The sequence below is a fragment of the Helicobacter rodentium ATCC 700285 genome (assembly GCF_000687535.1).
Classification (GTDB): Bacteria; Campylobacterota; Campylobacteria; order Campylobacterales; family Helicobacteraceae; genus Helicobacter_D; species Helicobacter_D rodentium.
On the sequence record NZ_JHWC01000001.1, the window covers coordinates 270,036 to 284,470 of the forward strand.

General features: G+C 39.0%; 12 protein-coding genes. 1 reads left to right on the plus strand and 11 read right to left on the minus strand.

The genetic code is table 11. The annotated features are described in order from the left end of the window. Positions 1-40 precede the first annotated feature (40 nt). Entirely contained in the window at positions 41-592 is a 552-nt protein-coding gene (locus BS85_RS11205) for an FkbM family methyltransferase (protein WP_156938003.1), read from the plus strand. 426 nt (positions 593-1,018) lie between these two features. On the opposite strand, the gene BS85_RS11880 is transcribed toward BS85_RS11205, so the two are convergent. The 11 genes from BS85_RS11880 to nuoL form a co-directional block, all read right to left on the minus strand. Next, a complete protein-coding gene (locus BS85_RS11880; RefSeq protein ID WP_026943217.1) occupies positions 1,019-1,549 on the minus strand; it encodes a hypothetical protein in 531 nt (176 codons plus the stop codon). A 23-nt stretch (positions 1,550-1,572) separates the two neighbouring features. After that, entirely contained in the window at positions 1,573-2,376 is an 804-nt protein-coding gene (gene fdhD / locus BS85_RS0101375) for a formate dehydrogenase accessory sulfurtransferase FdhD (RefSeq protein ID WP_026943218.1), read from the minus strand. Continuing rightward, the gene (locus BS85_RS0101380) at positions 2,376-3,335 is read right to left on the minus strand and encodes a formate dehydrogenase subunit gamma (protein ID WP_026943219.1); all 960 of its coding nucleotides are present in this window, start codon (positions 3,333-3,335) and stop codon (positions 2,376-2,378) included. The genes fdhD and BS85_RS0101380 overlap by 1 nt, the downstream gene beginning before the upstream one ends. A 10-nt stretch (positions 3,336-3,345) precedes the next feature. Next, complete coding sequence (gene fdh3B / locus BS85_RS0101385; RefSeq protein ID WP_026943220.1) at positions 3,346-3,975, minus strand: formate dehydrogenase FDH3 subunit beta; 630 nt, start codon at positions 3,973-3,975, stop codon at positions 3,346-3,348. A 10-nt stretch (positions 3,976-3,985) separates the two neighbouring features. Next, on the minus strand, positions 3,986-6,820 hold the full coding sequence (locus BS85_RS0101390) for a molybdopterin-dependent oxidoreductase (RefSeq protein WP_084310114.1): 2,835 nt from the start codon (positions 6,818-6,820) through the stop codon (positions 3,986-3,988). 15 nt (positions 6,821-6,835) lie between these two features. After that, positions 6,836-7,030 (minus strand): twin-arginine translocation signal domain-containing protein, encoded by a 195-nt coding sequence (locus BS85_RS0101400; protein ID WP_026943223.1) that lies wholly within the window; start codon positions 7,028-7,030, stop codon positions 6,836-6,838. An 89-nt stretch (positions 7,031-7,119) separates the two neighbouring features. Further along, entirely contained in the window at positions 7,120-7,722 is a 603-nt protein-coding gene (locus tag BS85_RS0101405) for a molecular chaperone TorD family protein (RefSeq protein ID WP_026943224.1), read from the minus strand. Further along, positions 7,715-9,286 carry a 4Fe-4S binding protein gene (locus tag BS85_RS0101410; protein WP_211246888.1) on the minus strand — a complete coding sequence of 524 codons (1,572 nt, stop codon included), beginning with the start codon at positions 9,284-9,286 and terminating at the stop codon, positions 7,715-7,717. The genes BS85_RS0101405 and BS85_RS0101410 overlap by 8 nt, the downstream gene beginning before the upstream one ends. Positions 9,287-9,473: 187 nt before the next feature. Beyond that, positions 9,474-10,964 carry an NADH-quinone oxidoreductase subunit NuoN gene (gene nuoN / locus BS85_RS0101415; protein ID WP_026943226.1) on the minus strand — a complete coding sequence of 497 codons (1,491 nt, stop codon included), beginning with the start codon at positions 10,962-10,964 and terminating at the stop codon, positions 9,474-9,476. Beyond that, complete coding sequence (locus tag BS85_RS0101420) at positions 10,965-12,590, minus strand: NADH-quinone oxidoreductase subunit M (RefSeq protein ID WP_026943227.1); 1,626 nt, start codon at positions 12,588-12,590, stop codon at positions 10,965-10,967. Continuing rightward, positions 12,575-14,434 carry an NADH-quinone oxidoreductase subunit L gene (gene nuoL / locus BS85_RS0101425; protein ID WP_026943228.1) on the minus strand — a complete coding sequence of 620 codons (1,860 nt, stop codon included), beginning with the start codon at positions 14,432-14,434 and terminating at the stop codon, positions 12,575-12,577. The genes BS85_RS0101420 and nuoL overlap by 16 nt, the downstream gene beginning before the upstream one ends. Between the last annotated feature and the right edge of the window lies 1 nt (position 14,435).

Here is a 14,435-nt window from a genome sequence, read left to right on the forward strand (position 1 = left end):
TTCTCTAGGGGTTTCTGATTATTCCCCTTGGGATTGGGAAATGGCGGAGCTTGGTTACCAAGTGATTGAATATGACGGAAGCATTGAGAAATCCCCCTACACTCACCCAAACATTACATTCCATAAAAAATTTGTCGGATTGCACGATGAGGATTCCACCATTACTTTAAAATCCCTTCTTCAAGACAATAAGCTAGACAAAACCCAAGCAAATATTTTACAAATTGATATTGAAAATGCCGAATGGGAAATGCTAGAGGGAATAGAAATTGGAATCCTTGCGGAGTTTTTCACACAAGTGATTTTTGAATTTCACGGCTGCAATCCCGAAGAGGAACAAGGCTTTCATCAAAGAATCACACAACTTAAACGTTTAAATGAATTTTTCTGCCCTATTCACCTACACTTTAACAATCACGGAAAAATCTTTTATTCGCAAGGCTTATTCTTTAGCACTTCTATTGAAGTAAGCTACTTAAACCAAAAATTCATTGCCGATAAAACCAAAAGGATTAGTGAAGGAGTTTTAGAAAATTTAGACACCCCCACTTGGATAAGCAATCCAGAGATTCCAATTCGTTTCAAAAAATAAACTTGGAATCTTTAAGGGCAAGATTCTATATTATAGATTGAATGACTGCGTGGGATTCATCATTGCAAGAAGTGAGCAAAGTAAATGACGAAGCAATCTATAATATTAAATAAAGAAAAATATTGCAATGGAATCTTTGTTTGGAATTGTAAAGTTTAATGTATGCAAGATTATAGATTACCACGACTTCTTGCGAAGTTTTGCAATGACGAGGTGGAGGAATCGTTGGTGCGCTAAATTATAGATTACTTCGGGCAAATCCCTTACAATGACAAAGTGGAGACACAATAACAAGGTAGCAATATATCATTGCAAAAATCGCTTAGCTTTTCGCCATACATCACATTAATAATTCATCTACACTTGCAAACCCATAATCAAAGCAAATTCAACAATAAAATCTTATCAATTATTAAGCGCGTAAAATCAAATTGCAAAAAACTCATAGGCTTTTGTAATTTCTTTTTCATAATTTTCTTGAATCTCCAAAAAGGGTAGAGAGAAACGCAAACATTCTTTCTTGAGTCTTGTATGCTCTCTTATCAATACTTCCTTAGAATCTCTCTCTGCAATTTGTCGTTTTTCTATTGCATTTTCTTTTTCAAAAATAAGTGTGTAATTTTGTAAAATATATTCCTTGCTAAACAACAAATAAAGAATCTTAATATGAGGATTATCAAGAAAAACTTGCGTTTTAGAGGGTGGCAAATAAACACCCTCTATCATAAGGTTTTGATTGTTTTCCAAACAAACATTTACGATTCCAGCAACAATCCCAAACAAAAACTCTGCAATTTTTGTATCCTCTGTAACATCAAAAGGTGGAGGATTCATACCGCGTATAAACCCCATTTTCAGATGGTCTAGACTCATATAAGGAAAATGGTGCATTTCTAGTAGTTTTTGCGCTAAAAATGTCTTTCCTGTGTGCGTTTCACCCCCAATAAGAAAAACCATAGCCTAGTAGCAATCTAAAAAACTTAAGAATCCGCACAAATTCTACCGCTATGCGTATAGACATTTGCCCTCTCCCCTCGCGCAAAACCTATCAGTGTTACACCTGTTTCTTGCGCAGCTCTCACACCCATAAAAGTTGCAGCGGCTTTAGAAACCACAATGGGGATATTGTGCATTACTGCTTTAATCACCATTTCAAGCGATAAGCGTCCGCTCACATACAATAGCGCATTCTTGGTATCCAGCCCTTGCAAATGCGCCTTTCCCATTACTTTATCAATTGCATTGTGTCGCCCAATATCCTCGCAAATAAGTTGTGAATCCTCTAAAACTAACATTGCTTTATGCACACAACCCGTTTTGTCAAACAATTCGCTTGGCTTTTCAAAGAATCTTAAATGCGTAAAAATCTCACTACATAAAACTTTCCTGCTAGATTCCACAAACCGCTCTACAATATGCCCCTCTAAATTTCCCGCAACCCCTACACAGCAACCAGAAGTGAGCGTTTTTTCACGAAAAAGATTCTTAAGATTTTCCTCTACAATCTCCGCTTCTATTGCAACAGATTTTCCGTCTTTAGCAATCTCTAAATGCCGAATCTGCGAGACATTACTCATCACACCTTCACTTATCAAAAACCCAACAATATGGCAATCCTGCTCCTTTGGGATACTCATAACTGAAAGTAGTTTTTTGCCATTGAGATAAAACGCAATGCGCTCCTCTGATACTACATTATCCTCAATGCAACCTGCAAGAGAATCCCCCCTAAACCCGTTAGGAGAGATTTTCTCAATTTTTAATGCTTTATAATAGGATTCCATTATGCAGCATTTAATTCTTTGTAGTAATAACTATGCAAAATTGCAATTTCCTCTTCACCCATATGTCCATCAATAATAGAGTGCAAAGCCCCCTCTATCGCAAAGACAGCCATATAAATATGCGTAATAAGAAGTGCAATAATCAAGAATCCTACAAAATTATGCACCATTGCCATTAAACGCAAAGTGTCAATATCGGCAAATTGGAAGAACATATACGCACCAGAAATTACCATCACAAAGCCACCCACTGTGCAAACCCAAAACCACATTTTTTGTCCTGCATTAAATTTTCCAGCAGGGATTGGCTTTTTCTCTTTGCTTAAATACCCGCCCATTATCATTAGCCATTGAATATCATAGGCTTTAGGCAAGGCATTTTTAAACCACATCAAGAACATTAAAGTGCCAAAAATCGCAAATGCAATCGTTGCGATTCCGTGAATATCTCTTGCAAAGCGCACAAAACCGCCCCCACCTAATTTATCACCAAAGACCATAATTAAGCCTGTGAGGCAAATCATCACAAAAGGAATCGCAGCGCACCAATGCACAAAAATATTGTAGCTAGAAAACACACGAATCTTTTTGCCGTGATTGAATTTCTTTTGCCCTACAATCATAAAATGCCCTAAAAACGCTAAAACCACAAGAACAATCAAAACTCCAAAAATTGTGGAGAAATAATGCCCTTGCAAGAGCGTAAATAGCTCACCATAGCCCTTTGCATTGGGAGACCCAAGCCCCCAACCTTTAATCGCCTCTACTTCAGGACCACCATAAAGATTCGGATTTGCTCTCTGCTCGGGCGCAATTAGTGCATTATTGCCACTTATGACTTCTGCATATTGCTTCCCGCCCTCTTGTGGAACGCTAGGATTTGCAGCAAAAGCAAAACTTGTCCCCGCCACAAAAATAGCTAACATTAAGATTCTAAAGAATTTCAATAAATTTCTCATAGAATCCTCCTTAATCATTGTATGCGGTTTTCCACACATTAGGCACAGCATTAGGAATATTCTCTCCGCGCATAGTTGCACGATGTGTAATGATATTAGAAACCTCTTCGCTACTTCCTGCAAGCAAAGCTTTTGTAGAACACATACTTGCACACATTGGCACTTTACCCTCTGCGATTCTGTTTTGTCCATAGAGTTGATACTCTTCCTTGCTATTTGTCTCTTCAGGACCACCTGCACAGAATGTGCATTTATCCATTGCACCACGAGAGCCAAAAACTCCATTTTTAGGGAATTGTGGCGCACCAAAAGGACAAGCATAGAGGCAATAACCACAACCTATACAAGTTTTCTTATCGTGCAAAACGATTCCATCAGCACGGATATAAAAGCAATCCACAGGACATACTTGCGCACAAGGAGCGTCCGCACAATGCATACAAGCCACAGAAACTGCACTTTCTTTGCCGACTTGTCCCTCGTTTAAGATGACAACGCGTCTGCGATTCACGCCAACGGGCAAGTGATGCGCTTCTTTACAAGCAACATCGCAGCCGTGGCATTCAATACAACGATTTGTATCGCAATAAAACTTAATTCTTGAAAAATTTTCAAGATTTGTAGGAATTGTGTTACTCATCTTTCACTCCTTATGCTTTCTCAATGCGGCATAGACCACATTTGGTTTCTGGACAAGCAGAGTTATAATCAAACCCATAACTTGCAATCATACAAGCAGATTCGCCAATCGCATAAGGTTTTGTACCTTCTGGATATTTATCAAGCCTCGAAACGCCTTGATCCATTCCCGAGAAGTTTTGCGGCAACCAAATACTATTATAATCCACTCTTGTAGAAAGTTTTGCTGGAACTAAGATTCTAGTATCCATTGTTCCATAAATCCAAAGCATATCACCATTTTTAATATTCATCTCCGCAGCTTTATCTGGGTGAATCTCTACAAACATTTCTCCCTCAACTTCTGCTAAGTATTTTGCACTTCTTGTCTCCGCACCTGTTCCCATATGCGCAACAAGTCTTCCACTTAACATATTGACAGGAAACTCATCAACCCAATTTTTATTTTCACCCAACTCTTTTTGTCGGCTGCGATATTTGATATTCGCGCGGAAATGGTTTGGCTTATCTGGGAAGTTTGGATATTTATCCACCAAATCTCCTCTCACAGAGTGTAAAGGCTCACGATGCAATGGAATCTTGTCATACCAATTCCAAACATTTGCTCTTGCTTTTCCATTACCATAAGGGCAAATTCCTTGCTCTAAGGCTTTTTCAACCAAGATATTATTGCCGATTCCAAGCGCAAAAGTGCTACCCTCCACCGCTTTCTTTTCCTCTTCAGTGAGTTTAATACCTAAAGATTCCGCATTTGCAGCAGTTACAGGTGCGTGTCCGCCGGTATATTTTGCATTTGGCAATGTGCGTGGAGTTAGCATACTTTGTCCGCTAGGATTTGTAACACCCCAATTAACACGGAATCCCATTCCACCTTCCATTACAGGAATGCTATCATTATACATTACAGGAGTTCCGGGGTGCTTATCACTCCAACAAGGCCAAGGCAATCCATAATAATCGTTTTTAAACTCGCCTGTTCCTCTTAAAGTAACCTTATCAAACTTATGCCAATTTTCTTGGTGTGCTTTTAATCGCTCTGGACTCATACCTTGCAAACCAATGCTTCGGATACTTTGTGTAAGCTCTGTTGTCGCGTCCTCTGGCCAAATAAATTTCTCTCTACCTTTGCTTTTTGCAATATCATAAAGTCTTCTTTGGTATTCCTCTAAGAATCCTAATCTTTCCGCTAAACCAAACAAAAACTCCTCATCTGGACGACATTCAAAGAGTGGTTCCATAACTTTAGAACGCCATTGATAACTACGATTGGTTGCAGCAACTGAACCGCTTGTTTCCATTTGTGAAGCCGCTGGAAGCATAAAGAGATTCTCTTTTCTATCACTATAAATCGCCAAATCATTCACATAAGGATCTACAAACACAACTAAATCTAGCTTATCCATTGCTTGTTTTTGTAAATCAAGCAAAGAGACCGTTGTCATACCTGAACCAATTACAACTAAGGCGCGTAATTTAGTCCCCGCATTGTTTGCCGCATTTTCCTCATCTAAAACACCAAATTTCCAAGTAGAATGCGCAAAGCCTGTTTTGCCCATCATTTCTTTATTTTTGAAGCGAGACACCATCCAATCATAATCCACATTCCAATGTCGGCAGAAATGTTTCCACGCAGGATCGCCCAATCCATAATATCCCGGTAAAGAATCCGCTAGGTTATTCATATCAGACGCACCTTGCACATTATCGTGTCCGCGTAAGATATTTACACCTCCACCATTTTTACCAATGTTTCCTAAGAACATTTGCAAAATAGGCATCATTCTTGTGTTGCTTGTCCCCACTGTGTGCTGTGTAAGCCCTTGATTCCAAATCAAGCTTGCAGGTTTTGCTGCTGCCATTTCTTCTGCAATATGGCGGATTGCATCTGCTGGGATTCCACATACATCGGCTGCCACTTCAGGAGTAAATTTCTTAGCTTCCTCCATAATCATTTCATAGCCATCTACTCTATCTTTTAGATATTGCTCATCGTAAAGCTTTTTTGCAATGATATGGTTGAGCAATCCATACGCAAAGGCAATATCTGTCCCGCTTCGGATTCTATGAAATTCATCGCATTTTGCCGCTGTTTTTGTAAATCGCGGGTCAATACAAACAAGTTTTGCTCCCTTTTCTTTTGCGCGCAAAATATGCACCATAGAGACAGGGTGATTCACGGCTGGGTTTGCACCAATCACTAAAATATATTTAGAAAATTGCATATCGCCAAGGTGATTTGTCATACCACCATACCCAAATGTATTTGCCACACCGGCAACTGTTGGGCTGTGTCAAACTCTAGCGCAGTGATCTATGTTGTTGGTTCCAAAGAATGCTGCAAACTTTCTAATGTAATAGCTTTGCTCGTTGGAGCATTTTGCACTTCCTAAAAACATTACGGCATCAGGTCCGCTTTCCTCTCGGATTTGCTTAAGTTGTGCTGCAATCTTATCCATTGCCTCATCATACTTTAAACGCGCCCATTTGCCATCTTTTTTCTCCAATGGATAGCGCAATCTTGTTTCGCTTCTTGCTCTATCAATCAAGTCTGCACCCTTGCAGCAATGCCCACCTTGAGAAATAGGGTGGTCTTGTGCAACTTCTTGGCGCACCCATACACCATCAACAACTTCTGCCACGATTCCACAACCCACAGAACAATGCGTACAAATTGTTTTAATCTTTTTAGATTGTGGGTATCTCTCTTTTAGCTCTTGAGCAGTTGCTGGGCGCATTGTTTTTTGGCTATCAGCTCCTAGTGCAACACTTGCGCCTGCTAAACTTCCAAGAGCGGTCATTTTCAAAAACGCACGTCTAGTTTGGCGTCTTTTAATTGCTTCGCTCATTTTTCACCTCACTTTTTATTTTGCAACAGAATAATACAAATCCCATTGCTGTGTTTTTTGGTAGAGAATTTCTTGCTTTGGAGATTTTCCACGAACAAGATTCTCACTCGTGCCTTTTTTACCACAGCCTGCTAATACCACACCAGCACCCGCGACTGCTACGGAAGTTTTTGCGGTAGTTTTTAAAAACTCACGCCTACTTTTTTCCATTTTGGCTCCTTGTTTGAAATTTGGGATAACCCCACGAAGAATCTCTTAGACAAAGAATCTTCGTGGAATCACGCTCAACTCTTTAGCTTTTAAGCATAAAACTCCTCCTCAAACTTAATAAAAGATTCCAAAATCAAAGCAACGGCTAGATAATATTTTGCGTCCTTGCGTTCTTTAATCTCTTGCACCAAGCCCAAAAAAGCGTCCTTACAAAAAGCAAAAACCTCTTTTGCTAATGCCACATTCTCCACTTCTAGCAAATGGCGCATAAATCCACAAAGGAATCCCAAATGCTCCTCTGTTTCTCTAAAACTCTTTGTATCTATGCGCACATCACTTTGTTTGACTAATGCGCGAATTTTAAGGAGGGATTCTGCGCCAATGCAGTTTTCATAATAATGCGAGAGATGCATTCCGACTTGTTTCTCCCCAAAAGGCAAGGCAAAAAGACGCGAAAATTCCTCTTTGATATTTTGGATTCCATTGGTTTGCAATTCTTGCTTAAGCAGTGCCATACTGCCTTCTGCTTCTTCATTTAAAGGGGCATTGAGCAGAATCCCTAACTGCTCTTTAGCAAGTTCTGCACGTTCGTCTAGCATTTCAAACACAAGCATTCCATTAAAAAAATCATAATACAAAATACGCGCGTTTTTAAGTTCTTGCGCTTCTTGTGCGCTTAGATTATCAAACATTTGCCTCTCCTTGTCCAAACATCACCCTAACCTTACAATCTGGACAACATTGCAAAGTTTTAAGCTTCTTAGGGTCGTTTGCAAAAGCAACTCCCAACATTCCCACCACTTTATCAATAGATTTTTTTGCAGAAAAGGGCTTTCCGCACTCCACACATAAAAATGGCTCATCTTTTGCGATTTCTCTGCTCTTAAAATATCCCGCATTCAGCGCGATTCCTTCTCTGCTTAACTCCATCACATTTTCTGGACAAGAAGTGATACAATACCCGCAAGTCGTGCAAAGCGAAGCATTCAAACGCAAGGAAAAATCCTCTTCCCTCGCAAAAAGCGCATTTACATTACAAGCCCCCACACAGGAGAGGCAAAGTGTGCATTTTGCAGAATCCACTTTCAAATCCCCATACAAAACAGGAGCTTCACCCTCTAAAATGCTTTTAGCAACGCCATAATCCCCCTCTTTTACCATATATTGCAATCTCTGCGCAAAGGATTCTCTAAAGGGCTTGTTGTGGCGATTCTTATACAAATACGATTCTATTTGCGGTAAGGAATCCGCATTTTGCTTCAAGGATTCCATATTTTGCACTAAAAACATAGAGTCTTTTTTGTAAATTTGCTGTGTGATATTGTTTAAAAACTGCATTGGTGCGCTTAAAGTCTCTCCAAACACAAATACCGCATAACCGCTTAACTGAACCATTGTTAATAAATCATTCTCATTCAGCATTGCTAAATTGGGCAAAACCAAAGGAAGAATGGAATCAGGCAAGATGGCATTTTGCGCACAAAGCTTGTGATAATCCCGCAGGGAGCATAAAAAGATTTTTTCTCCCTTGTAAAGCTCCAAAATTTCTTCCAAACCCTCTTTGGGCAACTCCTCATATTCTAAGCAATTTGTCGGACACACTCCCACGCAAGCACCGCAAGCAATGCAATCAATGGGCGAAAACACAAGTTCCATCAAGCTATCGTTGCCACCCACACCAAAGGTTGGGCAAACCTCCACGCATTTTGCGCAATATTTTTCGCGTCTATGGTGGTATTGGCAAGATTCCTCTTTGTAGCTAATGATTTCCTTGTAGCCGTATTCCCCGATATTTTGACGCAAAACTTCTAACAAAATTTGTGCATTTGCAAAATCTGCAACATTATACACGCCACGAAACCGCGCTAATTCTGCCTCATCTACAAACAATACCGCTTGAGAAAACTCCACCACATTCCCATTATTTAAGTGTGCATAGAAGCTTCCAAACTGCCCACTAAAATTTTCCAATACATTTAAATCCAACAAAGAAACTTCAAAGAAATCCTGTGCCATCTCTGCGAAATCTTGCACAATTTGCGGAATCGTATCTTGCGCCTCTTTGATATAAATCATTGCGAGTTTGGAGCTAATGGTTACTTGTTTTTTGGATTCAAGTGTGAAATCATCTATAATTTCTTGGATTTGATTGAGTTTTGCTAGTTTTTCGGAATAATTTTTATCTATTTTGTTCAACAATAAACTACCAAGCGGTAAAGTTTGGTCAATCTTGATAGGATCTTTTAATGGTTGCATTATTTCTCTCATTAATCATATATTTTAAGAATGTATTGAATGACCCTATTCACTTTAAATTGGCATTTTACCCCCTTCCTGCTGAAAAAGTCAAGTTTTTTTTAACATTCACAATATACAAATTAATATATAACACTTAGAGGGGGTAAAGACTTTTTATAGTTTAGCCTCCCTCCTCCATTACAGGCTATTGCACAAAGTTGCTACCAACCAATCCATAAATTCCAAGCAACAAGCCATCTACAAAGAACACAGATAAGCAAACATAAAGTGTTGCGATTCCTGCAACAATCTTGAGTGGGAGAGTTGCATTTTGCAGATAAACACTGCCATCTGCCATTAAAGGCTCTTTTAAAAACATATAAACAATGAGTTTTAAATAATAATACGCCGCAATTGCGCTATTTATAGCCATTACGAATGCCAAAAACAAGTATTCGTTATTAATAGCCGCACTCATCAAATATACTTTACCCCAAAATACAGAAAAAGGTGGAATCCCAGCTAAAGATAGCATAAACAATCCCATAATCACAGCCGCTAATGGGCAAAGCCTAATTAAACCAGAGAATTTTTCATATGAATGATCATAACGTTTGTCCCACATTTGCTCTTTTGTGCGAGTAATCCATAACATTGCAAAGATTCCAAGATTGGTAAAAAGGAATAAAATCCAATATAAAAACAACGCGCTATACGCTTGCATTCCACCAATCAATATTGCACTAAATGCAAAACCAGCGTGAGAAATTGAGCTATAAGCTAACATTCGCTTTACATCTTTTTGCACAAGCGCAACAAGATTTGGCAAAGTCATTGTAACAACAATCAACAAATAAAAAATATTATGCACCCAAACAAGCTCCATAAAAAAGCTAAAAATTCTAATCGCAACTACCAATGCGGCAATCTTTGGCACAATAGACATAAAACCAGCCAAAAAAGAATTAGACCCTTCATACACATCAGGCGTCCAAGTATGGAATGGCACCAAAGAAGCTTTAAAACCAATGGAAGCGATGAAAAATACCACCCCACCAAGCACCAAATAAGACGGCTGATAATTATTAACCTCCAATACGGCTTTTATACCCACTAAATCCAAATGCCCACTTGCAGCATAAAGCAACATTGAAGCAAACGCAAAACAACCCGCCGATAATGCCCCCATTGTAAAATATTTAATGGCTGCTTCAAAAGCAGTTGCACGATTATGCATTGCAATAAGTGTATAAAGCGCGAGAGAAGCTGTTTCAAGCCCCAAGAAAATGACAATCAAATGATCGCTACTAACCATAAATTGGAATCCTGCACACATCAACAAAAAGAGTGCGTAGTATTCTGCATAAGAAAAATCGTGGAATCGGTTATAGCTTAGCGTCAAAGGCACAAATAAAATTGCAGCAACAAGAATAATAACCTGCCCTAAAAGCGCAATCCCGTCAATTAAAATCAAATCAAAAAACGCCCTTGTCTCACCGCTGATACCAAAAAACATAATATACCCTAAATCCAAACCCAAAAACAGGATTGAAAGCATAGTGTAAAGTCGTTTATTGGCACTTTTTAAGCACATATCCACAACTAAAATTAAAAGTCCGCCTACGATAGCAATTAACATAGGAAAGATACTGAAAATATTTAAACTATCCAACGGAACACTAAAAGTCTCTAACATCTATCTTCCCTCCTCTTGCAAAGTCTCTTGAGTGTTTTCTAATGTTTGATTATTGTCCAAACTCTCAAGTTCTTTAGTGGTTGATTCGCTTTCTCCTTGTGGAGATTCCATTAATTGTAATAAATCCATACCAAAAAAACTTTGAACCTCTGGAGTAACTGCACGGGAATACATTACTGCAAGCATATTTTCTACGCCTCTATTGATAGGCTCTAAAATAGGCTTAGGATACACACCAAGCCAAATCACAATGGCTACTAATGGCAATAATGCAGTCCATTCACGCGCATTTAAATCCTGCAACTTTAAATTTTCTTCCTTGACTAATTGTCCATAGAATGTCTTGCGATATAAATTTAACATATAAACCGCACCCACAATAATGCTAATTCCCGCAATCCCAGCCATTATTGGAGAAACTTGAAAGAATCCAAGCAAGGATAAAAACTCTCCCACAAACCCCATTGTAAGAGGTAATCCCGCAGAAGCCATCATCATAATCCCAAAAATCGCCGCATAATTAGGCATAACCTTTGCGATTCCGCCAAACTCTGCAATCACTTTTGTATGCCGCCTCTCATAAATCATTCCCACAAGCATAAAAAGCGCACCACTAATAACTCCATGGCTTAGCATAAAAAAGACAGAACCGGAAATTCCCTCAATATTCAAGGCAAAGATTCCAATCATAATCACACCCATATGCGAGATAGAGCTATAAGCAACCACTTGCTTCATATCCTCTTGTGCAAATGCTACCAATGCACCATAAATAATCATAATTAAAGACAAAATAGCAATCGGCATCAAAAGCGCAACACTTGCATCGGGAAAAAGAGGCAAAGAGAATCTAACAAAACCATAAGTTCCCATTTTCAAAAGCACCGCCGCTAGGATAATAGAACCAATAGTTGGAGCCTGTCCGTGCGCATAAGGCAACCAAGTATGAAAAGGAAACATCGGCACTTTCACAGCCAAACCACAGAAAAATGCCATAAACAACCATAATTGCAAATTTTGTGGAATCGCGCTTAAGCTATACCATTCTAAGAGAGAGAATGTCCAAACACCGCTGACATTGAAGTAATAATACGCTAAGAATAGGATTCCAACTAGCATAATAATAGAACCCAAAAAAGTATATAAGAAGAACTTCACAGCCGCATAGATTCTACTTCCACTTCCCCAAGCACCAATGATATAAAGCATAGGCACTAAAGAGAGCTCCCAAAAGACATAAAACAAAATCATATCTAGCGCACAAAAAACACCAATCATAATGCTTTCAAGGCACAAAAGCGACACAACAAGTTTTTTTGTCTCGTGTTTCTCATCTAAGTAGATAAAACCAATGAGACTAATAAACGCACTTAATAGAATCAAAAATAATGAAACTCCATCTACTCCCACAAGATAGCTCACACCAAAATTTACTATTAAAGGAAATGAGGTTACAAATTGAAATCCGTCTGCACTTTTATCAAAACTATACCACAAAAGCAACGCCAATCCCAGCTCAATCAAGCTAATCACTACCGCATAGGTTTTCAGATTCTCTTTAATGCCAGTAGCTAAAATTGCTCCAACTAAAGGAAAAAAGATGAGTAAAGTTAAAAGGTAGTCCATACTCCCCCCCTATAAATAAATACGAGTAGTAATAAGACTACTACACCAAAAAACATAATCTTTAACATTTTAGACAGATTTCCGCCTTGAATCCATTGCATACTTTCTCCACCTCTACCAAGAAATCGCGCAATCGCATCTACAACAAAATCAATCACTCTCTTATCTGCCAACCAAGAAAGCTTTGCGATTCTAAAGTAGTTTTGAATAAACAGCTTATCATACAAAGCGGGGATATAATATTGATGGCTTAAGAGTTTATAAATAAAAGTTTCCTGCCATTTAGGAGAAAATCCACCCGCCTTGTATTTTAAGATAGCAAATGCAATTCCGCTTAATGCCACAACAGAAGTTACTGCAATCAAACTCCAAATAGTTTTGGAATCCAAGTTTGCACTAAAATCAGGGAGTGTCTGTGTTACAAAATGATGGAATGTCCCCTCAAAAAATCCGGCAAATACCGCCAAGATTCCTAAAGGCAACATCGCATAGAGCATATAAGGATAAGCCTCGTGCGGGTGGGATTCTGCGTGTTTTTTCTCACCAAAAAACACAAGCATAATCAATCTAAAGCTATAAAATGCTGTTAAAAACGCTCCTAACAACAACGCACCCCATAACACATACGCGCCGCTTCCAAAGGCTGCTTCTAAGATTTTATCCTTAGAAAAGAATCCAGAGAATGGATAAATTCCCGCTAATGCAATGGAAGCCAAAATCATCAAAATTGCCGTGTATTTAAGGGGTTGATACAATGCTCCCATTTTAGAAATATCCAATTTATCGTGCATTGCGTGCATAACATTCCCCGCGCCCAAGAAGAGTAAAGACTTGAAAAATGCGTGGGTTGCAAGATGAAACAACGCAATCCAATACGCTTCTAATCCTGCTGCAACAAACATATAGCCTAATTGCGAAAGCGTAGAGTAGGCGATAATGCGCTTCAAGTCTTTATTAACAAGTGCCATTGTCGCCGCAAAAACCGCTACAAAAGCTCCTAAAGACGCAATCGCAAAGCCAATTTCTGGAATCATTGTATAAAGTGGATTTGCACGAATCACTAAATAAACCCCAGCGGTTACCATTGTCGCGGCGTGGATTAATGCCGAAACAGGTGTAGGACCCTCCATCGCATCTGCCAACCAAGTATGCAAAGGGAATTGCGCACTCTTGCCCATAGCACCCACAAAAAGCAGAATCCCAATTGCCACTAAAATCCCTTTGGGTGCTTCATAGATACTGCTTAAAACTTCTTCATAGCTCAATGTGCCAAAAGTCCAATAGATTAAAAAGATTCCAAGCAACATTCCCAAATCCGCAATGCGATTCATAATAAACGCCTCATTTGCTGCAAAGGAAGCAGAATCACGCTCATACCAAAACCCAATCAACATCCAAGAACAAAGCCCCACACCTTCCCAGCCGATAAACAATCCAGCAAAGTTATCACTCATTACCAAAATCAGCATAGAAAAGACGAAAGCACTCAAATAAACAAAGAATCTGTTGAAGCTTTTATCGTGGCTCATATAACCAATAGAATAAATATGCACACACAACGATACAAGCGTTACGACAAAAATCATTGTAGCACTCACACTATCAATCAAGAATCCAAAAGGAATGTAAAGCCCCCCTGCTCCAATCCAATCCATTAACACAACCTTGACAATACCGCCTTGCAGAGTATGCACAAACAATAATGCTGAAGCAAGAAAAGAAACTCCAAGCATTAAAGAAGCAAAAACTCCAACACCTACAAATTTCTGTTTTGAAGCAAAGGGAATCCCAAACAAAGAACCCACTAATGGCGCAAACAACGCAACATATAAAATCGTCTCCATA